The 23,304-nt window shown below is 63.7% G+C and carries 15 protein-coding genes and 1 tRNA gene; 10 read left to right on the forward strand and 6 right to left on the reverse strand.

Annotation, left to right across the window (positions count from 1 at the left end; all coding sequences use genetic code 11):
* Positions 1–449: 449 nt before the first annotated feature.
* From HF854_RS08680 to HF854_RS08705, 6 genes are all read right to left on the reverse strand, one after another.
* Positions 450–536 (reverse strand) — tRNA-Leu (locus tag HF854_RS08680).
* Between the two features lie 92 nt (positions 537–628).
* On the reverse strand, positions 629–1,429 hold the full coding sequence (locus tag HF854_RS08685; RefSeq protein ID WP_168935930.1) for an endonuclease: 801 nt from the start codon (positions 1,427–1,429) through the stop codon (positions 629–631).
* A gap of 228 nt (positions 1,430–1,657) precedes the next feature.
* Positions 1,658–2,968, reverse strand: coding sequence for an ATP-dependent protease ATPase subunit HslU (hslU, locus tag HF854_RS08690; protein WP_168935931.1), 1,311 nt, complete (start codon positions 2,966–2,968; stop codon positions 1,658–1,660).
* A gap of 631 nt (positions 2,969–3,599) precedes the next feature.
* On the reverse strand, positions 3,600–5,666 hold the full coding sequence (locus HF854_RS08695; RefSeq protein ID WP_168935932.1) for a TRAP transporter permease: 2,067 nt from the start codon (positions 5,664–5,666) through the stop codon (positions 3,600–3,602).
* A gap of 88 nt (positions 5,667–5,754) precedes the next feature.
* Positions 5,755–6,264 carry a DUF1850 domain-containing protein gene (locus HF854_RS08700; protein ID WP_240937705.1) on the reverse strand — a complete coding sequence of 170 codons (510 nt, stop codon included), beginning with the start codon at positions 6,262–6,264 and terminating at the stop codon, positions 5,755–5,757.
* A 44-nt stretch (positions 6,265–6,308) separates the two neighbouring features.
* Complete coding sequence (locus tag HF854_RS08705) at positions 6,309–7,262, reverse strand: TAXI family TRAP transporter solute-binding subunit (protein WP_168935934.1); 954 nt, start codon at positions 7,260–7,262, stop codon at positions 6,309–6,311.
* Positions 7,263–7,442: 180 nt separating this feature from the next.
* Between HF854_RS08705 and HF854_RS08710 the strand changes: the two genes are divergently transcribed.
* From HF854_RS08710 to HF854_RS08755, 10 genes are read left to right on the forward strand one after another with little or no spacing between them, the layout of a single operon-like run.
* Positions 7,443–8,222: a YMGG-like glycine zipper-containing protein gene (locus HF854_RS08710; RefSeq protein ID WP_168935935.1), complete on the forward strand. Its 780-nt coding sequence runs from the start codon at positions 7,443–7,445 to the stop codon at positions 8,220–8,222.
* A gap of 57 nt (positions 8,223–8,279) precedes the next feature.
* Positions 8,280–9,467, forward strand: a complete 1,188-nt coding sequence (locus tag HF854_RS08715; RefSeq protein WP_168935936.1) for a S1 family peptidase — start codon at positions 8,280–8,282, stop codon at positions 9,465–9,467.
* The gene (locus HF854_RS08720) at positions 9,464–10,780 is read left to right on the forward strand and encodes an SrfA family protein (protein ID WP_168935937.1); all 1,317 of its coding nucleotides are present in this window, start codon (positions 9,464–9,466) and stop codon (positions 10,778–10,780) included. Before HF854_RS08715 ends, HF854_RS08720 begins: the two co-directional genes overlap by 4 nt.
* A 2-nt stretch (positions 10,781–10,782) precedes the next feature.
* Positions 10,783–13,905, forward strand: a complete 3,123-nt coding sequence (locus tag HF854_RS08725; protein ID WP_168935938.1) for a virulence factor SrfB — start codon at positions 10,783–10,785, stop codon at positions 13,903–13,905.
* A gap of 24 nt (positions 13,906–13,929) precedes the next feature.
* Positions 13,930–16,563 (forward strand): virulence factor SrfC family protein, encoded by a 2,634-nt coding sequence (locus HF854_RS08730; protein WP_168935939.1) that lies wholly within the window; start codon positions 13,930–13,932, stop codon positions 16,561–16,563.
* Positions 16,564–16,565: 2 nt separating this feature from the next.
* Complete coding sequence (locus HF854_RS08735) at positions 16,566–17,669, forward strand: sel1 repeat family protein (RefSeq protein ID WP_168935940.1); 1,104 nt, start codon at positions 16,566–16,568, stop codon at positions 17,667–17,669.
* A 10-nt stretch (positions 17,670–17,679) separates the two neighbouring features.
* The gene (locus HF854_RS08740; RefSeq protein WP_168935941.1) at positions 17,680–19,611 is read left to right on the forward strand and encodes a vWA domain-containing protein; all 1,932 of its coding nucleotides are present in this window, start codon (positions 17,680–17,682) and stop codon (positions 19,609–19,611) included.
* A 12-nt stretch (positions 19,612–19,623) separates the two neighbouring features.
* Positions 19,624–20,361: an ABC transporter ATP-binding protein gene (locus HF854_RS08745; protein ID WP_168935942.1), complete on the forward strand. Its 738-nt coding sequence runs from the start codon at positions 19,624–19,626 to the stop codon at positions 20,359–20,361.
* A 4-nt stretch (positions 20,362–20,365) separates the two neighbouring features.
* Entirely contained in the window at positions 20,366–21,643 is a 1,278-nt protein-coding gene (locus HF854_RS08750) for an ABC transporter permease (protein WP_168935943.1), read from the forward strand.
* Positions 21,633–23,303: an SUMF1/EgtB/PvdO family nonheme iron enzyme gene (locus HF854_RS08755; protein WP_168935944.1), complete on the forward strand. Its 1,671-nt coding sequence runs from the start codon at positions 21,633–21,635 to the stop codon at positions 23,301–23,303. Before HF854_RS08750 ends, HF854_RS08755 begins: the two co-directional genes overlap by 11 nt.
* Position 23,304: the final 1 nt, after the last annotated feature.

Consider the following 23,304-nt stretch of genomic DNA (forward strand, 5'->3'; position numbering starts at 1 on the left):
GAGCGGACATTCGCCTGGTTGAAGGGTTTTCGGAGCTTGCGCACTCGCTACTGTTGTTACCTCGTCAATTTTATGGGACTACTTTACCTTGCTTTAGCCTGTATCCTTTGGAGAAAACTGGTATAGCAAGGTGTATGCCGGACATTCTCTAAGCTGGAGGTTACATGCGGCATACAAAAGTCCCCGCTCCACTACGGAACGGGGGCTTTTTGCGTCTGATACGAGCTTGGGCCTACCTGAAGCCGCTCTTGCAGGTGACAGCTGGGCGTGAGGTCAAAACCGCCCAGACGGAAGGAGGTCTGGTTGAACGTCTCCTTCATCTTGCACTCCGTGCGCCGCAGGGTGTCCGGCCCATCCATTCCCGCAAATGTATGCGCACGGACTTAGGCCTGGAATTTTGGCACAAAAAAAGGGTTCACGGACGAACCGTAAACCCTTGATCTTTTTTATGGTACCGGGAGCGAGACTCGAACTCGCAAGGTGTTGCCACCGACGGATTTTGAGTCCGTTGCGTTTACCAATTCCACCATCCCGGCATAGCCGCAGGCCAGAAGCCCACAAAGCTTTTAGAGATTACAGGCGATAGGTGCCTTCGTCAAGTTTTTTGCGTCCTGTTGCCTGCATTTCTTCAAAAAATGCCTTCAGCGTCTTCCAGAAAAAACGCTGTCTCCTGCTCCGGCCAAAGGCCCGCAGACAAGCAGGACTCCTTGACGAACCTGTTCTCATTGCCCTGCAAGCGCTCGATACGGCTTGCCCGACGGCACTCCCAGGCATCCACGGGATATTGTCGCGCCCAGGCCTGCATGAGCTGCTGTTGCTGACGGCTCAGACGATAATGCTCGCCATAACTGTCAGCCATATACAGGCTGGAGCGTGCGATCTGCCCGCGTGCCCGCTCCGGCGGCTCCACCTTGTTGCCGCTGATCTTCATGGGGCAGGAACCAAAGGCCGAAGGGACGTCAGGCCCCAGCATCTGGAAATTTTTGTTGGAGCGTACCGCATTGACCGAACCTATGGCAGGGTACAGGTTATACATGTCGGCCTGCATGCGACGGTAATCGGCATTGACCTTTTCCGCGCACGCCCGTCCTTTGAAGGCTTTGCCCTTACGATCCACGCAAAGGGCATGACCTTCCCGCCACTCCGGGAATGCCCTGCCGAAATTTTCGGCAGGGACAACGTGCTCCCACTCTACCCGTGAGGAGCGCTTCCGGTGCTTGTCTGCCGTGAATCCCCGCGGCAGCCGGATCTGCTTGTGTTCATCGAAAGCAGCCCCGCAATAGAGCGTCTGACGGTGATCATAGTAAACTTTCTGCTCCAGCAGCCGTTTGGCTTTGGCAAAACTCTCGTTTTGCATATTGCCCGCTGCCCAGCCCTGAGCAGGCAGTACCAGCAGCAATGCCCACAGCAACCACACGATCCTCTTCATGGCGATACCTCGCAAAATGTCCGCATATGGCCTGCCTATGGGGCACGTCCCTTCCAGAAGGTGAAATCTGCAGACAGTTTTTTGAGGCTATATAAGATTATCTATATCTATTTTTCAAGACACCCTCCTCGTAAAAAAAGACCCCGGCAAAATATCAATAAAAAAGGGCCCATCGCGAGCGACGGGCCCTTCCCTGTCCTGCCCCTGCGGGGCAACGGGATCAGATAATTACAAGATATACTGGCTCAGATCCTGATCTTCCCGGACATCGCGCAGGTGTTCCTGCACATAGGCCCGATTGACCACGATCTGCGCACCGGGCATGTCCGGCGCGTCAAAAGAGATGTCCGCCAGGATCTTTTCCATGATGGTGTACAGGCGGCGGGCACCGATGTTCTCGCTGGTGGCATTGATCTCTTCCGCAAAAGCGGCGATCTCTTCGATGCCGTCTTCCGAGAACTGCAGGCGTATCTGCTCTGTCCCCAGCAGGGCCGCATACTGCCGCGTCAGGGCATTATGGGGTTCCGTCAGGATGCGCAGGAATTCATCCTTGCCCAGGGCATTGAGTTCCACTCGCAGGGGGAAACGTCCCTGCAGTTCGGGGATCATGTCGGAAGGCTTGCTGAAATGGAAAGCCCCGGCTGCGATGAACAGGATATGATCCGTGCGCACCATGCCGTACTTGGTGTTGACCGCCGAGCCTTCCACGATGGGCAGCAGGTCACGCTGCACGCCTTCGCGCGAGATGTCGGACGTGCGGTTCTGGGAAGAGCTGGCGATCTTGTCGATCTCGTCGATGAAGATGATGCCCATCTGCTCCACGCGCTCGCGAGCCTTGTCCACCAGAGCTTCCTGATCCACCAGTTTGCCGGATTCTTCCTGGATCAGCACGTTATAGGCCTCGCGGACCTTCATCTTGCGACGGTTGCGGCGCGGCGGGAAGGCCTTGCTGAACATGTCCCGCACCTGGTTGCCCATCTGTTCCATGCCGGGGATGGCGAACATGTCCATGCCCTGGGCAGGCTGCTCGGTCACTTCGACTTCCACTTCGCGGTCATCCATGAAGCCAAGGCGGAACTGCTGGCGCAGTTTTTCGCGGGTATCGTTGCGGTCCCCGCCAAAGGAATTGGGCAGCAGCAGATCCAGCAGACGGGACTCGGCGGCAGCTTCGGCAGCGGCCCGGACCCGGGCATTTTCCTCTTCCCGCACAAGGTTGATGCCGATCTCCATAAGATCGCGCACCATGGATTCCACATCGCGGCCCACATAGCCCACTTCCGTGAACTTGGTGGCCTCGACCTTGATGAAGGGAGCTCCGCTCAGCTTTGCCAGACGGCGGGCTATCTCAGTTTTGCCCACACCGGTGGGGCCCATCATGATGATGTTCTTGGGAGCGACCTCATCACGCAGCTCCTCAGGAAGATGCTGACGACGCCAGCGGTTACGGACAGCAACAGCGACCATGCGCTTGGCCTGTTCCTGTCCCACCACAAATTTATCCAGTTCTGCCACGATTTCACGCGGGGTGAGTGTGCTCATTGCATCTCCTGCGCGTCCTTCGACGCCCTATTTTCCAGCCGGCCAGCCTGTGCAGGCGGTCCGACGATTTTTTCCGGCAGTCATACCTCCTTATATATGAGCATGATTTTTCCTCTGACAATGGCCCCATTGTCGAGAACCTGCTTTTTTCCTATCGTGGCCCATGCACCTTCCCCATATCTTCCATCTTCCTCCTCTGCCTCCGGAGCTGGACTGGCTGCCGCCCCTGCTGGGCATAGCCGCCCTCCTTCTACTCCTGCGTATGGCGGTGCGCGGCGCCTGCCGGTTATGCCTGCTGGGCATCCTGATACTTCTGGCGCTGGCAGCCTTCCCTCACCGGGACCTGACCTTGTTCGCCCTGGGGGGCCTCGCCGTCTGGTGCCTGATGCCGGGACGGGATCCAAAAGAAAAAAGACAAGACGACAGACATTGAAAAGGAGCTCCCTCTCAGCCGCTCCGGCATTCCAGACGCACCGTACCGGCCTTATGCTTCCTTCAGGGCTGGCTGTTTGAGCATAGCGCATGGCAGCCGTAGCTGTCCTTTCCTTACCTCAACACGATATCGGCAGACGACAACAACAAAAAAGGCCGGATGAACCGGCCTTTTTTGTTGTCTGCTTTATCGCAGCCCTTATCCAGCAGTCTTGCTCACAGGGCCCGAGGTCAGCATCTTCTGGCTGATGTAGATCACGACCAGCAGGCCGCAACCGATGGCGTCGGTAATGGCGCCAGGAGTGATCAGGGTGATGGCGCCCGCCAGCAGGATCAGGCGCTCCCACCAGTAGAGGTTACGCAGCCAGTAACCCACGCTGGCAAAGGACAGGCTGGCGATGCCCAGCGCCGCGGTGGAAGCGTAGAAAAGCACTTCCCAACCGGAGGCACCGATCATCAGCAGGCCGGGGTTGTAACAAAAGATGTAGGGGATCAGGAAGCCGGCCAAAGCCAGCTTGACCGCCATGAAGCCTGTGGCGTTCGGCTCTGATCGCGCGATCCCTGCCGCGGCGTAGGCGGCCAGTGCCACAGGGGGCGTCAGGTCGGCCAGGATGCCGAAGTACAGGATGAAGAGGTGCGCCGCCATGGCAGGCACGCCAAAGTGCATGATGGCCGGGGCCGCGATGGTGGCCAGCACGATGTACTTGGCCGTGGTGGGCAGGCCCATGCCCAGAACGATGGAGGCCAGCATGGTCAGCAGCAGGGTCAGGGCAAAGCTGTCGGCCGAGATGGTCAGGATGGCGTTGGCCAGCTTCAGGCCAAGACCGGTCAGGGTCACCACGCCGATGACGAAGCCGGTGCAGGCGCAGGCGGCAGCCACACCCAGGGCCAGACGACCACCGTTTTCCATGGCCTGCAGGACGCCCTTGAGGGACAGGAAGTTGGTCTGGGCCAGAGCGCTCATCACATTTTCATTGCTGTAACGGGCACCATGCCAGGTCTTCCAGTTTTCCGCCACCAGGGAGATGACCACGGTGGTCACGATGCAGTAGTAGGCGGCCTTGAGCGGCGTGTAGCCCTGCATCAGCATGTAGATCAGCACGATGATGGGGATCAGCAGGTAACCGCCCTGACGCAGCACCACCCAGGTGCGGGGCAGGCGTTCCTTGGGGATGCCCTTGAGGCCCAGGCGCTTGGCTTCCATATGCACCATGAAGCCCACGGCCAGGTAATACAGCAGGGCGGGCACCAGGGCCGCCTTGGCGATCTCCACGTAACCGACGCCCAGGAACTGGGCCATGATGAAGGCCGCAGCCCCCATGATGGGCGGCATGATCTGGCCACCGGTGGACGAGGCGGCTTCCACGGCGCCGGCAAAGGCACCGCGATAGCCCACGCTCTTCATGAGCGGGATGGTGAAGGTACCCGTGGACACCGTATTGGCCACGGAAGAACCGGAAATGGTACCGAAGAAACCACTGGCCAGCACGGCCACCTTGGCGGGGCCGCCCACGTAGCGGCCGGCAGCGGCCAGGGCCAGGTCGATGAAGAACTTGCCCAGACCGGTGCTGTGCAGGAAGGCACCGAACAGGATGAACAGGAAGACGAAGGAGGCCGACACGCCCAGAGGCATGCCGAACAGGCCTTCCGTGGTCAGATACATGTGCGAGACGATACGCTGCACGGAGAAACCGGGGTGCCCCAGCATGCCGGGGATCAGGTTGCCGAACTTGGCGTACAGCAGGAAGACCACGGCCACCAGGGTGATGGGGATGCCCACGATACGGCGGGTCGCCTCCAGCACCAGCAGGATGGACGCACAGCCCATGATGAAGTCCAGCTCGGTGGCCGGACCGGCATCCAGCACAATGATGTCATACTGCCAGACGATGTAGCCGCAGACCACGGCCCCGGCGATGGCCAGGATGGCGTCATACCAGGCCAGCTTGTTCATGTTGCCCGTGGCGCGGGCAGGATACAGCAGATAGATCAGGGTCAGCACAAAGCCCAGATGCACCGCGCGCTGGATCTGGGGCGCAAAGGGCGTCGTGGCGGCCGTGTATAAATGAAAAGCGGAAAAGGCGATACAAAGGATCTTGATAAAAATATCGAGCCACCCCTTGAAGGAGCGGTAAACGGATTCCTTGTCGTACTTGGCAACGATCTCGGAGACGTCCACGGTCTCCTGGATCTTCTCCACAGCACTGGAATCCAGTTTGTGGCCTTCTTCCAGGGCAAATCCCCCTGCCCCTTGTTCATCGATCATATGCATTCTTTTTTCGTGGCTCATCCTCTCATGTCCTGTGTAAGTATGCGGGCGTGTCCTTTCACGCCAAGTCAATGTCCAAAAATTATCAGGGTAAAACGACTGTAAGGGTAATGGCTTGTCCCGGTTCCAGCAGGGAATTCAGCGGAATCTCCTTTTGTTCCCCGCCCTCTTCAGGCAGCAGCAGGGTGTGGTTCGCCACACGTCCCACGCGCACATCAAAGGAAGGCAGGGCCATATGATAGCCGCTGATGACAACTTTTCCGTTTTCCGTATACATCCGCTGTCCCGGGCCCGGCTGATGCGGCAGTCCGGCCCCGAAATCCTGATAAACCGTTTTTTCCAGATAAATGCAGCCCCCGCTGACACTGAACCAGTCCTCCACCGGACTCAGAGCGACGGAATGCCTGTAACGAATGGCAAACTCGCTGCCGTCCGGTGCGGGCCGGCTGAAAAGTTCCCTGCCGCTGCTGTCGCGCAGCACCAGGCGTTGCACGTCCTGCGCCTGCACACTGGAAAAAAGATGCGGCGCAACCCACAGCACGCCTGTCATACAGGCCAGCATGACCAGCAAAAAAGCAATGGTATTGCGCCGCATCATCATAAGTCCCGAATCAACTGATTGTTGCCTGAGAACTCAGCCTACTTGATGTCCAGGCCCTTTTCCTTGAAGTACTTGATAGCACCAGGATGGAAGGGGATGGTCACACCGTCAGCGGCGTGTTCCAGAGAGATCTCGGCACCCTTGTTATGAGCCTTGGCCACGTCGGGCAGGTTGTCATACAGGGTCTTGGTCAGGGTGTAGGCCACGTCGTCAGGCATGTTCTTGTTGGCCACCAGGATGCACTGCACGGACAGGGTGGGCACGGCGTCCTTCTGGCCCAGGTAGGTACCGGCCGGGATGGAGTCCTTCACCAGGTAGGGGAACTTCTTGACGATCTCCTCGACCTTCTGGCCGGCCAGGGGCACGAAGACCACTTCCTGAGCGGTGGTGATGTCCTGGATGGCGGGGTTGGGCGTACCGATGGTGAACACGAAGCCGTCCACCTGACGGTCCTTGAACTGGTCGGCAGTTTCACCGTAGGGCAGGAAGATGGGCTCGATGTTCTTGTAATCCAGGCCGTAGAAGCCGAAGATCTGGCGGCAGTTCACTTCGTTGCCGCTGCCGCGGGCACCCACGGAGACCTTCTTGCCCTTGAAATCTTCGAGAGCCTTCACGCCGCTGTCCTTGCTGGCCACCACATGCAGGTATTCAGGATACAGGCGGCCGATGACGCGCACGTTGTCCAGCTTGCTGCGGAAGGGAGCCAGGCCGTTGAAGGCGGAGTCGGCGACGTCGTTCTGCACCATGGCGAAGTCCACGTCACCAGCCTGGACCAGACGCATGTTCTCACCGGAAGCACCGGTAGCCTGGGCCGTCACGGAGATGGCGCCGCCGCTCTTGTTGGTGATCACCTGGGCAATGGCACCGCCCAGGGGGAAGTACACCCCGGAGGTCCCGCCGGTGGCCAGGGTCAGGCGTTTGGTGTCGGCATTGGCCAGCGAGGCGGCCAGCAGCAGACCAGCGGCCAGGACAAGACTGAGAACTTTTTTCATAAGGCTTCTCCCGAAAAGAGGTTACAGAACGCATCCACTAAAATGGCATTCTCACTACTATCATTGAGTATACACCAAATATGCAAAAAGGGCAAATCAGCCGTGCCCCGTACCTTCCGTCAGGGCTCGCTATTTGACTTGCTCCCCGGCAAAGGCATATTATGGAAAGAGCGAGACACCATGCATCCAGCCAAGGAGATCCACATGGTCAAGCGTCATCTCAGACTTCTGGTCGTGACAGTGGCGTGCATCGCCCTGCTCGGCGGCTGCGCCAGCAAATACGGCGCGCAGACGACACAAGTCAACTATTATCCCCAGTGCTACTCCCCTGTGGCCCAGCTGCGGGCCGATGAAGACAGGGTCACCAACAGTACGGCGGGAGGCGCCGCGGGCGGCGCCCTGCTGGGTGCCCTCATCGGCGGCCTGGCCACCGGCAAGGTGGAAGGCGCCCTGGCCGGTGCCGTGGCCGGTGGTGCGGCGGGCGCCGTGGGCGGGAACATCTACGGCAAGTCCCAGCAGCGGGAGAACGACCGCAGGCTGCTGGCCAGCTATGCCGCCCAACTGGGCGAGGACAGCGCAGGCATGGATCGCGCCACTGCCGCCGCCCGTCTTTCGGCCCGCTGCTATGACGAACAGTTCAAGAAGGCCGCGGCCCAGTACAAGGTCGGGGCCATCACCCGGCAGGATTTCCAGGACCGCTACATGGAGATCCGCAGCGGTCTCGAAGAAACGTCCCGCATCCTGAAGCTCACCTCCGACCATGTCATCGAGCGTGATGCCGAATACCAGAAGACCCTGGCCCAGGCTCAGGCCAAGGGGCAGGTCTCCCAACGCCAGCAGGCCCCCCGCAAGGAAAAGAAGGCCTGGAACAATTCCCGCCGCGAGCTGGAAAGTACCCGCCAGGACGTGGACATGCGTCTGGCCACGTACGAGCAGACCGTCAACAATCTGATGCTGTAACAGCAGGGCGCGCTTCTTTCCCACGAGAAGTGCGCCCTTTTTTCGGAGCATACCCCCATGGCTGACGATCCCGGCAAAAACACCGCTGATGTCCCCCGTCCCGATACCGCCGACACCGCACACACCGCCGGCGGTGGAGATCCCTCCGGCAATCCGGACGCCCCCCGGGGCGCCCCGGTCCCTGTTCCCTGGTACCGCCGTCCCCTGTTCTGGGGCATCGTGCTGTTCCTGCTGGTCCTGGCCCTGCTCGGCTGGCTGTTCTGGAAGCAATGGCAGGCCGCCGAAGCGGAAAAACAGGCCCAGGAAGCCGCCCTGAACGCCCAGCTGGCCAAAAATGCCGAGATGGACGCCTATCTGGCCCAGCTGCGGGCCCTGCTCAAGGAAGAGCCCTGCGTCATCAAAGAAAAACTGGCGCAGCTGCCGCCCCCTCCTGACGCCGTCCCCGGAGTTGTGCCCGGCGGCCGCTCCGGCGAGCCCCTGCAGATCCCGTCCGATGTGACGCCCCAAAGCACGCCGGTCACGCCACAAAAGGCCCCTGCCCGTCCCGGCAGCATGGCCCAGCTGCTGGAACAGGGCACTGTCCTCGTGCTGGCCCGGCAGCCGCAGGGTCTGTCCATGGGATCCGGCTTCTTCATCTCCCGCCGCCATGTGCTGAGCAATGCCCATGTGGTGGGCAATGCCGGCCAGGCCTTCCTCATCAACAAGGCCACGGGCGGTGTCCTGCAGGCCACCGTGCGCCATCGCAGCGCGGATGGCGGCCGGGACTTCGCCCTGCTGGAGCTGCCTGCCGATGCGGCCATCACGCCGCTGGAATTCGCCCCCGGTGTGGAACGTACCCAGCGTGTCAGCGCCTGGGGCTTCCCCGGCGCCGTGACCAACGACGATCCCAAATTCATGGCCCTGCTGCAGGGCAACGATTCCGCCGTGCCCGAGGTGGTGTATACGGAAGGCGTGGTCAGCGTCATCCTGGAACGCACACCGCCGCTGGTCGTGCATACGGCCACGGTCTCGCAAGGCAACAGCGGCGGCCCTCTGGTCAATGAACAGGGCCAGGTGGTGGGCATCAATACCTTCATCAAACTCGATGATGCCTCCTACCGCCAGTCCAGCATCGCCATCGTGGGCAGCAGCATCACCGCCTATTTGCGGGAGATCGGCATTGGATTCTCCCAGGCCGCGGCAACGCCTGCCGCCGCTCAGGCACAAGACGAAAAGGCCGATGGCCAGAAAGGGGTGAGACCATGAGCGTTTTCCTGCTTACCAGCCAGCGCAACGCCATGCGCGCCCTGGCCAGCCAGGGCATCTTCGCCACAGACTGCCACGCCCAGGTCTGCAGCATCATCGCCCAGCACCTGAGCCCGGCCCATGCGGCCCTCATCGCCGGGCCCCAGCACGATCCCGGCCAACAGCGCATCGACTGGTACGCCGGCGTGAACGGGACCGCCACCCCGGTGAGCGCGCTCCCTGCCGAAGAGGCGGAGCGCCTGCGGGCCCGCGCCGGTGAACTGGCCCGGGACATCCTGCACCTGTCGGAACAATGGGGAAAGGACGCCCAAAGCCGCGAGGCCCTTGCCGGCCAGATGCTCGCCCTGGTCCTGCAACACCCCCATGACGACGATCTCTGGTCCGTGGACGGCCAGCCCGTCCTGGTGAACTGGGGCTTTGCTCCGGGAGCCGTCGGCGCCATGCCGCAGGATCTCAGCCGTATGGGCGGCGCCATCCCCGTGGCAGCCGCGGCGGCCCCCGTGGCTGCGGCTGCCGTGCCTGTGGCCGCTGCCGGCAGCGGCTGCCTTGGCTGGCTGCTGCCGCTCCTGCTGGCCCTGCTCCTGCTCTGGCTGCTGCTGGCGGCCCTGGGCATCCTGCCCTCTCCCCTGCCCGCATCCTGCCTCAAACCGGCGGCCGATCCCCGTCTCGATCAGGCCACCCAGGCAGCGGAAAAGCAGCGTAACGAGCTGGAAGAGCTGCTGCGCCAGCTGCGGGAAAAAGCCCTGCTCTGCAAACCGCCGCAGCCCAAGCCGGAACCGAAGCCGGAGCCGCCAAAGCCCGATCCTGAAGTGGTCACGCCCCAGCTAGTGCCTGACAAACCCATCGAGCCTGCGCCCGAGCCCAAGCCGGAACCGAAGCCCAAGCCTGAGCCCAAACCGGAACCGAAGCCGGAACCGAAGCCCAAGCCCCGCAAAAACGAGGATCTGAACATCCCCGCCGATGCGGCCAAAAAGAACGACCTGAGCTTCCTGGAAGGCTGCTGGCAGAGCGATACGGGCCTGTTCTCGCATCCGTCCAATACGCCCATCATCGCCGAGTACTGCTTCGACAAGAAGGGCCAGGGACGGCGCTTCGTGCGCGAAGAGAACGGCCAGGTCTGCAGCGGTCCGGCCACGGCCAAGTTCGAGGGCAACCGTCTTGTCTGGCGGGCCGGGTCGGCCCCCTGCCCCAAGGGCAACCAGTATGTGCCCCAGCAGGTACAGTGCACCGGCAACGACAAGAGCACCCGCTGCCAGGGCGTGGAACAGAGCAAGCGCAACCTGCGCTGGAAAGCTGACTTCAAGAGGAAATAAGCATGGATGCCATTCCCCACTACCTTTCGCCCGTGAGCATCATCCCCGGCGGATGTCCCCAGTTCCTGGACTTTGCCCTGCCGCTGGAAGCCCTGGGCAAGCACGTCCGCTATTTCTATGAAGAGCTCAAGGGAGAAGGCAGCGACGGCCGCTATACGCATTTCCTCCACTGTCTGGAGAACCGCGACAACGTCTTCACCGACCAGCTGACCGGCAAGGAATACACGGGCGACACCTATTCCATGCAGGCCGCCAAAGAGCTCAAGACATGGGACGGCCAGTGGCTGCCCGTGCCCTTCCTGCGCACGCTGGAACAGTGCTGGCCCGACGGCGGCAAATGCTTCGAATGCGGTCCCTCCAACTGGGCCCGGGCCCGGGTCATGCCTTCCAGCAAGGACCCGAACATGCTGCGCGTGGTCATCATCTTCGACACCACCGTGGAAGAGCGCCCCACCGGCGAGGACCGCTATCACGCCCTGTCTCCCCAGGATGTCAGCGCCCACGGGCACTTCATGCTGGCCCACCATGTGCGGGACAATTCCTGGTTCCTCAACGAGGCCTGGGTGGACCAGTGGCTGCTGGAACTGTACACGGCACGCAACCAGGGCAAGCGCCGCGGCGCGGCCTGGGGCGAGGAAGATCCCTATGTGCTCAAGCATCTGGCCAGCTATCTCACCTGGCTGGACATCGTGCGTCTGGCCGTCAAGGACGTAGCCGTGCAGGTCATCAATCCTGCCCGGGACACGCCGGTGGACGTGGACCTGATCCTGGACATCGGCAATTCCCGCACCACGGGCATCCTGGTGGAGACGCCGCCCCAGTGCAGCACCGACCTTAACCAGAGCTATGTGCTGCGCCTGCGCGATTTGAGCCAGCCCGATCTGGAATACGCCGATCCGTTCGAGACCCGGGTGGAATTCGTGGACGCCACCTTCGGCAACGATACCCTGAGCCGCCGCTCCGGCCGCCAGACCCCGGCCTTTGCCTGGCCCTCGGCCGTACGCATCGGTCCCGAGGCGGCACGTCTGGCCACGCAGGCCGTCTGCGCGGAAGGCACCACCGGCATGTCCAGCCCCAAGCGCTACCTGTGGGACGAGCGTCCGTGGCAGCAGACCTGGCGCTACAACACCAGCGGCAACACCGAGCCCATGGTCAACCGCGGCTTGTTCGCCCGCCAGCTCAATCCGCAGGGCACGCCGCTCTCCTGCTTTGACGATCCCCTGTTCCGCCGCAGCCCTTCCCTGAAGAAGCAGCAGCCCGAACCGGTGTTCGAGTCCCTGTTCACGCGCTCTTCGCTGATGATGTTCATGCTGGGCGAGATCCTCACCCAGACGCTCATCACCATCAATTCGCCCGCCACCCGTGCCCGGGGACGGCTGCCCAACCTGCCCCGGCGTCTGCGCCGCCTCATCTTCACCGTGCCCACGGCCATGCCCGTGGCGGAAAAACGCATCTTCCGGCGCTGGGTGCTCTGGGCCGTCAAGGTCATCTGGGAAGGCCTCGGCTGGTCGGAGTGGTATGTGCCGCCGCAGCAGCAGAACAGGATCCGGTCCGGGGATTACCGCACCAGCCCGCTGGTGCGCTGTGACTGGGACGAGGCCAGCTGCTCCCAGCTGGTGCTGCTCTACAACGAGCTTACCGTCAAACAGCACGGGGACGCCCACCACCTGTTCCGCCTGATGGGCAAAAAGCGCGCCCGCTACAACGATCATCCCTGCGTGCGCATCGCGTCCATCGACATCGGCGGCGGCACCACGGACCTGTCCATCACCACCTACGAACTGGCCAGCGGCGAGGGCGACACGGCCCGCATCGTGCCGCATACCGAGTTCCGCGACGGCTTCAACATCGCCGGTGACGAAGTGGCCCGCGAAGTGGTGCTCCAGCACGTCATCCCGGCCGTTTCCGATGCCCTGCAGGCCCGGGGCGTCCAGGAGCCGCGCCTGCTGCTGGCCCAGCTTTTCGGCCGCGATACCATCGGCATGTCGCAGGAGCAGCGGAACACCCGCATCCGCCTGGTACGGCAGGTGGCCCTGCCTGTGGCCCTGGGTTTGCTGCGCGTGTGCGAGCAGGACAGCGACGTCCATCTGGACCAGACCTGCACCCTGGGGGACTTTTTCGAGCCTGCCGTGGGCGACGCCCCGGCAAACGGCCGGACCGGGGAAGAAGAGGCCCCGGCGGAGAGCGGCACGTTCCGCCCCGCCATCCTGGCCCTGCGCCCGCAGCAGTCCACCCTGGATGCCGTGACGGCCCTGGTGCGCGACACGGTGCCCGGTCTGGATGACTTTTCCATCATGGATGTGCCCATCACGGTCAGCCCGCAAAAACTCCAGGCCACCATCCAGCGGACCCTGGCCCCCACGCTCTCGGCCCTTTGCGAGCTGGTGCACCTGTACGATACCGACATGCTGCTGCTGACGGGCCGCCCCAGCGCCTGGAAGGTGGTCGCCTCCACGGTCATGGCCAAGCTGCCCGTGCCGCCGGACCGCATCATCCCCATGCGCCGCTATCATGTGGGCAGCTGGTATCCTTTCCCCGATACGCTGGGCCGCATCCAGGACCCCAAGACCACAGTGGTCGTGGGCGCCATCCTCTGCGCTCTGGCCGAAGGGCATATCGAAGGTTTCTCCTTCGATTCCAACGCGCTGCGTCTGACCTCCACCGCCCGCTATATCGGTGAGCTGGACATCAATACCCAGTTGCGCGCCCCCAAGGTCTGGTTCAAGGTGGATGTGGACGCCAAAAGCGGTGTGGAGCTGAACCGCACCGTGGCCTTCAACGGCCAGCTCGGCATCGGCTACCGCCAGCTGGGGGCCGAACGCTGGCCCGCCACCCGCTATCACCTACTGACCTTCGCCAGTGAAGACGCCCGCGCCCGCGCCTCGGGCCGTCTGCCCTACAAGGTGGACGTCACCCTCAACGTGGCCGAGATGCTGGACGATGAGGACATGCCCGTCAGCAACGGCGAGCGGGAAGAACGCAGCGAAGGGGAATTCAGCATCACCGCCATCACGGACAATGCCGGCAACTTCGTCTCGCCCCGGGATCTGGAGATCCGTCTGCAGACCCTGCCCACGGACGAAGGCTACTGGCTGGATACCGGCGTCGTGAACGCCGCCAACTAGCGACGGACAGACAGGAGCATCATCATGCAGGAACAAGACATTCAGCTGGCAGCGCGCTGTGCCCGTCTGGCGGAACAGTCGCGCCATGCCGCCACCTGGCTGGCCGACAATCGCGAGACCGTGGGCAGCGAATGCACCACGCTGCAAAAAGAGATGCGCCGGGCCGCCCGCTTTTTCGGCAAGTGCGAACAGGCCGCCCGCCGCAAGATGTGTGTGGGCGTCTTCGGCCCCAGCCAGTCCGGCAAATCCTACCTCATCTCGGCTCTGGCCCGCGACAGCCGCGGCGATCTGCTGGCGGACTTCTGCGGCCGGACGTCGGATTTCATCACCGAGATCAATCCCGAAGGCGGCAAGGAATCCACCGGGCTGGTGACCCGCTTCACCACCACGCCGCCCCAAGGGCTGACGCCGGACTTCCCTATCCGGCTGCGCCTGCTCTCCGAGATGGACGTGGTCCGCGTGCTGGCCAATACCTATTATGCCGACTGCGAACACAAGCAGATGCCCGATGCCGACGCCATGCGCTCCGCCCTCGAGCGACTGACCCAGACGGCCCGCCAGTCTTCGCCCGGCGCCAGCAGTGTCACTGCCGATGACGTGGAAGACCTGCGCGAATACCTCAACCGCAACTTTCTCTCCAAGCCGCGCGTCCAGATGCTGCAACAGGGTTACTGGGCGCAGGCCGTCAGCCTGGCCCCCCTGCTGCCCCTGAGCTATCGGGCGGAACTTTTCGGCATCATCTGGAACAACCAGCCAAAATTCCAGCAGCTTTTCCTCGAACTTTGCCAGGCTCTGGAGGCCCTGGGCAACCCGGCCGAGGCCGACTGCCCGCTGGAGGCCCTGCTGCCGCGGCAGACCAGCATCATCGACGTGGCCCTGCTGACCGGGCTGGGGACCAACAGTGCGGAAGACCGCCTGACCCTGCTGGGCAAGGACGGACGCAAGGCCGCCCTGCCCCGTGCCGTGGTCACGGCCCTGACGGCGGAGATCACCATCTTCATGCGGGAACAGCCGGACGACTTCTTCTCCTACACGGACCTGCTGGACTTTCCGGGCTATCGCTCCCGCCTCAAGATCCTGGACCTGGACAAGGAGCTGGAACGCGAAGGCGCGCTGCAGAACCTTTTCCTGCGCGGCAAGGTGGCCTATCTTTTCGAGCGCTATTGCGAAGAGCACGAACTGACCAGCATGCTGCTCTGCATCGGCCCCGGCAACCAGGAGGTGCAGGATCTGCCCCGCGCCGTGTACGACTGGATCTGCTCCACCCACGGCGAGAACCCGGCCCACCGTGCCGGCAAGGCGCCCTCCCTGTTCTTCGTGCTCACCAAAATGGACATGGAGTTCGAGAAAAAAGCCGGCTCGCCTTCCGTGGAACAGCGCTGGAACACGCGCCTGCAGTCCTCCCTGCTGGACTTTTTCGGCAAGCAGCATGACTGGCCCACCAACTGGGACGGCGCGCATCCCTTCCGCAACATCTTCCTGCTGCGCAACCCCAATTTCCGTTGCGAGGCCATCTTCACCTTCGATGCCCAAGGCAACGAGAGCGGTGTCCGTCCCGACCAGATTGCCTATGTGGAAGAAGTGCACCGGGCTTTTGTGGATTCGCCGCTGGTGCGTCGCCATGTGGACGACCCCGAAGCCGTCTGGCAAGCGGCCATGACGCTCAATGACGGCGGCATCAGCCTGCTGCGCCAGCGTCTGCGCCCCCTCTGCAATCCCGAGCTCAAGCGGCATCAGATCGGTGTGGGGCTGGACGAACAGGCCGAACGCGTCCTGACGGCGCTGGGCGTCTACTACCAGAGCGACGACCGCGAGGAGCTGCGCCGCCAGAAAGAGACCCTGGCCCGCAATCTGGCCGTTTTGCTGGCCCGCGTGGCCCAAAGCCAGACTTTTGGCGAGATGCTCCACCGCCTGCAGGTCAGCGATCACGATCTGTACGCCCTGTGTGCGCAGGTCACCTCCGCCATGCCTGAAGCGGAAAACGGCGGAGCCGCGCCTGCCTCCATCGGTGTGCGCGTCTCGCAACAGGACATTTTGGACGACCTTTTCGGTGATGAAGCCCCTGTGGCCACCGAGATGCCCGGCACAGCACCCGTCACAGGCAAGGACAGCGCGGCCGAACTGGCCGAAGCCGTGTTCGATGCCTGGGTGGAGCAGGTCCGCCAGTTCGCGGCCGACGCGGAGACGCGCACATTCTTTGCCATGCCCGCGCGCGAGTTGGACCAGTTCTGCCACGAGCTGCTGCTTTCGGCCCAGCGCTGCCGGGTGCGCCAGCAGATGGAAGAAGATCTGCGTGCCTGCTCCGCCTACAGCAACCTCGAACGGGAGCGCCTGCTCTGGAAACAGGCCAGTCTGGCCGCCGACGCCATCAACGCCTTCGTGGACTGGCTGGGCTTCGACCCGCGCCATCACAGCGAGCAGGAACGCACCATCATCTTCCGGGACAAGCCCGTGGTCCTTTTCCCGGCCGTCAGCGATCCCGTGGGCGAACCGCTCATCGGTGAAGTGGAAGCGCCCTACGACCGGCAGTGGTATACCGACTGGCTGCGCGCCCTGATGCACGGCATCACCGCCAACGTGGACTTCGACGGCCAGCAGATCCGCAACCCCCAACAGAACAAACGCCTGTATGACATCCTGCAGGCATTCAAAGGATAACGATGAAAGCCATCATTGCCCCTGATGCCGCGCGCACGCCCGGCGTGGCCGTCATCTGCGTGTACGATGCCCCCGGTGCGGGCCCGACCGATGTGGCCATCTATTCGGGCGACGGCAAATACCTGTCCGCTTCCGGCTGGCAGGAAAGCCGCGTCTCCCTGCCCGTGGACGCCCATGATGATGACAGCGGCTGCCTCCGCCTGCAGGTAGGTGCCGCCGTGGTGGACAATCTGGACAAGCTGGAACGCTATCTGTTCATGGCCGGTGACCAGAAGTGCGTCCTCCAGATCCAGGATCTCGTCTATTCCCGCATGCAGGGCGGGGACGGCATGGGACATGCGGCTTCCCCTGCAGCCGCGCCCGCGCCGCAGCCCATGCTGCTCCCCGATCCAGAGCCGGAACCGGCCCCCATGCCAGCACCGGCCCCCGATCCCGAACCGGAAGCGGAGCCTTCGCCGCTGCTGGCCGGAGCGCCGCTGGAGATGGATCAGCCCGCCGCGGAGACGGCGAAAGAAAAAAAATCCTCCGGCAGCCTGCTCTGGATCATCCTGAGTCTCGTCCTGCTAGCCCTGGCCGCTGCCGCGGTCTGGTGGTTCTTCCTGCGGGCCACGCCCCCGCCGCCTCCGCCCATGGCGCCACAAACTCCGGCGACCCGGCAGGAGGCGGCAGCGCCCCAGCAGACGGCACCGGCCGGGACGGAGAAAGCTCCGGCGGCTCCTGCCGCGGTGGCGCCGTTGCAACAGGCCCGCGAGCATCTGCGCGGCACGGCTGATCCCGCCACCAGCCTGGAGCTGGCCCGCCCCCTGCGTACGCCCCAGGCCGGCAACGATGAGAGCGACGCGGCCTTCCTGCTGCTGGAAGACGCTGCCCAGAAAGGCAATGCCGAAGCCATGTTTTTGGTGGGCCAGTTCTATGATCCGCAGTCGAAGCTGCCGCGCGGCAGCATCCCCGCGGACATGAGCCAGGCGAAACACTGGTATGACAATGCCAGGAGCAAGGGCTATGCGGAAGCGGACAAGGCGCTGGCGGCCCTGCGCCGTCATGTGGAAGGCGAGGCCGCCAAGGGCAACGCCGAGGCCTCGCTCCTGCTGCGCGAGTGGAAATAAGGAGAAGACCATGCCCAGAACCTGCATCCGCTTTTTTGCGATTCTGCTGCTCCTGCTGGTGGCCGTGCCTGCCCTGCAGGCGGCCCCCTTGTTGCAGGAAGGCAAGAAGACCCTGTACCAGCGCGTGGTCTCCCACCCCGGCGCCATGCCCCTGAAAGAAGCCCGCGACGGCGCTCCGGCCGCGCGTGAGGCCCTGGTGCCCTTTACCGTGCTCTATGTCTACGCCCGTCAGGGCGACTGGCTGCAGGTGGCCCTTGATACCCGCGCGCCGCTGGGCTGGCTGAAAAAGGATCAGGCCACGGACTGGAACCAGTCCCTGACCCTGCTGTTCACCCCGCGTACCGGCCGTGATCCCGTACTCTTCTTCAAGACGGAAAAAGATCTGAAAGGCCTGTGCGAAGCTGCCGACATGGAAAAGCAGCTGGACAGCCTTGTGGCGGCCGCAGCCGGCGGCAAGGATACGGCCGGCCTGCCCATCCTGGCTTCGGAACCGGCGGAGCAGAAAGGGGCCGTGGCCCAGAAGCGCTTCTACCTCATGCCCATTCTTGGTATGAACCGGGCCTTTGAAGGCGTGAACCTGCTGCAGGTGGCCTCCATCGATCCCGGCAGCAGCCAGTCCGGCGCAGTGGCCGGGCCGCCCAAGACCGGCATCGCCCTGGTCATGGACACGTCCATCTCCATGAAGCCCTATATCGACCAGAGCCGCGACATCATCCGCCAGCTCTATGACCGCCTGGAAAAGGACAAGATGACCGACAATGTGGGCTTTGCCGTGGTGGCCTTCCGCAGCAGTACGGAAAAGACCCCCAAGCTGGGCTACACCTCGCAGGTCATCAGCGATTTTGCCACGGCCAAGGACCGCAAGGCTCTGGAAAGCCGCCTGGCCAAAGTGGAACAGGCGACCGTCTCCAGCCATGACTTCAACGAGGACTCGCTGGCCGGGATCTATACGGCCATCGACTCCCTCAACTGGGGCCCCTATTCCACCCGCCTGATCCTGCTGGTCACGGATGCCGGACCCCTGCGCGGCGATGACCCGTACGCCTCGCAGCGTCTCGGCGCTGCGGAGATGAACGACCTTGCCCGTCAGAAAGGCATCTGGATCACCACCATGCACGTCAAGACGCCCGGCGGCAGCAAGAACCACACCTATGCCGAGCAGGCCTACCGGGCCCTGAGCCGCCTTTCCGGCGATCAGGCCAACTATCAGGCCGTCAACGCCTCCAGCCACAAGGAGGCCGCCCGCCAGTTCGGCATCGTGACGAAGATCCTGACCACCTCCATGGTGGACATGGTCAAGAACACGGCCAGCGGCAAGATCATGACCCGCCCCAAGGACGAGGCCGTGCCCGCCACCGAGGAAGCCCAAGCCCGCCAGCTGGCGGAACGGCTGGGCTACGCCATGCAGCTGGACTATCTGGGCCGCAAGAACGAGAACCGTGCCCCGTCCGTAGTGGATTCCTGGATCGCGGACATGGACCTCAAGCGTCTGGCCCAGGGCCGTCAGGTACCCAGCGTGGAAGTGGCCGTGCTGCTGACCAAGAACCAGCTCAGCGACCTCAGCACCCAGCTGAAGAACATCATCGACAACGCCGAACGGACCAAGAAGACCGATTCGCGCGACTTCTTCCAGGGCATCCTGTCCGCCTCGGCCCGCATGGCCCGCGATCCCAACATGCCCACTCAGGGCAAGAGCCTTGCCGAGCTGGGCGTGCTGGCCGAATTCCTGGACGGCCTGCCCTACAAGAGCGACATCATGCTGCTGCGTGAGGAAGACTGGTACCGCATGAGCATCGGCGAGCAGACGGCCTTCATCAACCGCCTCAAGTCCCGGCTGGCCCGCTACGAAGAATACGATCGCGACAGGGAAAACTGGGAAAGTTTCGGACAGAGCAACGCCGGGGACTGGGTCTACCGCGTGCCGCTGTCCATGTTGCCGTAAGCCGGGGGAAGCATGGAAAATACGGTCTTCTCCCTGCGCGATCTGCATGTCGTCCGCCCGGGCGCGGGCGCGTTCCGCCTGCATGTCCGCAGCCTGGACGTGCGTCAGGGGCAGCTGCTGGCCCTGACGGGCCCCAGCGGCTGCGGCAAAAGTACGGCCCTGGACGTGCTGGCCGGCATCCTGCGGCCCGACAGCGGCGACGGCTCCCGCTTCCTGCTGCGCACCGCCGATGGCGAGACGGACATGCTGGCCCTGTGGCGGGTGGGCCGTCTCGATGCCCTGGCCCGTCTGCGCGGCAAACATCTGGGCTATGTGCTCCAGACAGGCGGCCTGCTGCCCTTCCTTTCGGCCCGCGACAACATCCTGCTCCCCTGCCGCTGTCTGGGGAGCATGGGATGCCGTCTGGAGGCGGTCTGGAACATGGCCACGGCCCTGGGCATAGACCGACTGCTGCTGCAGATGCCCGCCAGCCTTTCCGTGGGCGAACGCCAGCGTGTTGCCATCGCCCGCGCCCTGGCCCACGGGCCCGCCATCGTGCTGGCGGACGAACCTACGGCCGCGCTGGATCCGGACCAGTCCCGCAAGGTCCTGGGCATCTTTGCCGATCTGGCCCGACAGCAGGGGACCACGGTGATCATGGTCTCCCACGATCCGCAGATGGCCCGGGAGGCCGGGTTCACGCTGGTGCCCCTGGCCTGCTCCACTACGGAGGAGGGCCCCCTTTCCGTCATCGACCATCCCCAACGGTAACGCCATGCATACCCTTGTACAGATCTGCCACCTTTCCCTGCGGGATTACCTGCACGAGCGTCTGCTCTCCGCCTGTGCCGTCCTGGGGCTGGCGGCCGTCCTGGCGCCGCTGCTGATCCTTTTCGGCGTCAAATTCGGCGTGGTGGAGACCCTGACCGAACGCCTGCGCAGCGACCCCGCCACGCTGGAGATCTCCCCCGTGGGCAGCGGACACTTTTCCGCCGCCGATATGGACCGGTGGCGCGACGATGGCCGGGTGGCCTTCGTCATGCCCCGAACCCGCACCCTGGCCGCCACGGTGGAGCTATTGCCGGAGCGGGGCACGCCCCTGCACGTCTCCATGGAGCCCACCGGCCATGAAGATCCCCTGCTGGCCCGCCATACCCTGCCGGTACCGGCCCTGCTGCTGGACAGCGAGGACGATCCCGACCACCCGGGCCGCCTGCGTACCCGGGCCGCTGCCAGCGGTGTCGTGCTTTCCGCGCCCGTGGCCGAACGACTGGGCCTGCGGGCGGGCGACCAGTTAACGGGCAGGCTCGAACGCACCCGCAACGGCAAGGTGCAGGCCGTGCGCCTGCCGCTCAAGGTCATTGGCGTACTGCCCCTGGCCGCCCAGCAAAAAAATGTGGCCTATGTTCCCCTGCCCTTCCTGGAAGCGGCGGAAGATTACCGCGACGGGCGCGCCGTGCCCCTGTTTGGCCCGGAACATGCCGCGGACGGCGACCAGCCGCCTGCCGAACGCCTGTATGCGGGCTTCCGCCTGTACGCCCGCAGTCTGGATGACGTGGCGCCCCTGCGGGACTTTTTCCAGCAGCAGGGCATCACCGTCCATACCGAGGCCGAGGCCATCGATCAGGTCAGGCGCCTTTCCACGTCCCTGGACATCATTTTCCTGCTCATCGGCGGCGCCGCTGCCGCGGGCTTCACGGCCTCCACGACCAGCAGCACCCTGGCCGCCGTCCGGCGCAAGCAGCGGCTCCTCGGCCTGCTCCGTCTGGGAGGTTTTTCCACGCTGGAGCTTTTGCTGTTCCCCCTGTTGCAGGCCCTGCTCACGGCCGTGCTGGGCACGGAACTGGCGCTGGGGCTCTACGCGGCTGCCCAGGGCGTGGTCAACCGCATCTTTGCCGCCGGTCTCGACGATATGGAGCATGTCTGCCGCCTGTTGCCGGAACATGCCGTCGTGACCCTGGTACTGGTCTGCCTGCTCTCCCTGCTGGCAGCCCTGCTGCCGTCCCTGCGCGGGGCGCGTACCGAACCTTCGGAGGTCATCCGTGAGATCTAGGCTGTTCTCTTCGCTCCTCTTCCTCCTGCTGCTGGCGGCCCTGCCGGCAGCGCCCGCCGACGCCGCCCTAGCCAAACGGGGCGGTGAGGTCTCCACGGCCGATGCCTGCAACCCGCACCCGGACAAGGACGATATCGTCCTGCCCATGCCCGGCGGGCTGAGCATGGCCTTCCGCCTGGTGGCCGTTCCCAGCAAAGGCCTGCTCTGGGACATGTCCGCCCGGCCCGGCCGCGATGATGCCGCCAACAGCGACCGTGCCTTTTACGACCGCCGCTACCAGGCCTTCCTCTCCGCGCCCTTCTCCCGGGCCGACCTGCCCGCCCAGTGGCGTGCCCAGGCCCCGGCAGGCGACTACTTTTTCTATCTGATGGCCAAATATGAAGTGAGCCGCCTGCAATGGCAGAGCATCATGGGCAACGGTACGGGAGAGCCTGTGGCGGATGCGGCCCGGCCTGTGACAGACATCAGCTGGTATGAGGCCGTGGAGTTCACCCGCCGCTACACGGAGTGGCTGCTGCAGAATGCCGCCGATGCCCTGCCCCATTACGCCGGGGACAGCCGTAACGTGGGCTTTGTGCGCCTGCCCACGGAAACCGAATGGGAGTACGCGGCCCGCGGCGGTCAGACGGCCGGGCCCGAACAGCTGATGGAAAAGGATTTCTTTGCCCTGCCTGCGGGCGCTCCTCTGGCCGATTATGCGGTCTACCGTCCCGAAGGCGCGGCCCGTATCGCCGAAGATTGCGCCCGTATCGGCTCGCGCAAAGCCAACCCGCTGGGCCTGTATGATACGGCGGGCAATGCGGCCGAGATGGCGCTGGACATGTTCCGCTTCTCCGTGGGCGGCCGCCTGCACGGCTCCGCCGGCGGTTTTGTCCGCAAGGGCGGCTCCTTCCTTTCCGGCGAGGCGGAGATCATGCCCGGCCGTCGTGAGGAAAGCGCCTTCTTCCTGGCGGATGGCCCCGCACACGCCCGTGACCTGGGCTTCCGCCCGGTCATTTCCGGCATCAACACCCCGGGCGGCGACCGGCCTTCGGCCCTGCAACAGGCCTGGAACGCCGCGGGCCAGAGCAATCCCCTGGCCCGTGATGCCAGCCGCAATCCCCTGGAAGAACTGGACAGGCTCCTTGCCGCCGCACCTGACGACAACAGCCGCAAAAACCTGCTGACCCTGCGCGAGGCCATCAAGGAAAACAACATCCTGCAGGAACAGCAGCAACAGCTGGAGATGCAGTCCACCCTGCGCACGGCCGTCTACATGCTGGAGACCATCCGCAACTACGCCAGCCGCCGCAATTCCCTGCAAAGCCAGTACGACAGCATGAAGCGGGACAGCCGGACTGCCAAGGGCGAGACACTTGCCGCCCTGCGCCGGATCATGAAAACGGCCGAACAGGGGCTGGAGCAGTTCCAGACAGGCATCGACCGCTCCCTGTCCTTCTACCGGACCCGTGTGGAAGAGGCCGCCCGCTTGGACAAGAACGATTTCGAGCGGGCGCTTGCCAGCCTGCTCAAGGATTACGCGGGGGAAGACCTGTTCAACGAGAACATGCGCCGCAATGCGGAGCTGCTGCGCCGTCATGTCCAGAGTACACGGGCAGGCAGGCTCCCCGCAGACAAAGCCATGCTGCAGGAGATCCTGCAGGCACGCACCGGCAAATAAG

The organism is Desulfovibrio piger (assembly GCF_012843875.1).
In the GTDB taxonomy this organism is placed as follows: Bacteria; Desulfobacterota; Desulfovibrionia; order Desulfovibrionales; family Desulfovibrionaceae; genus Desulfovibrio.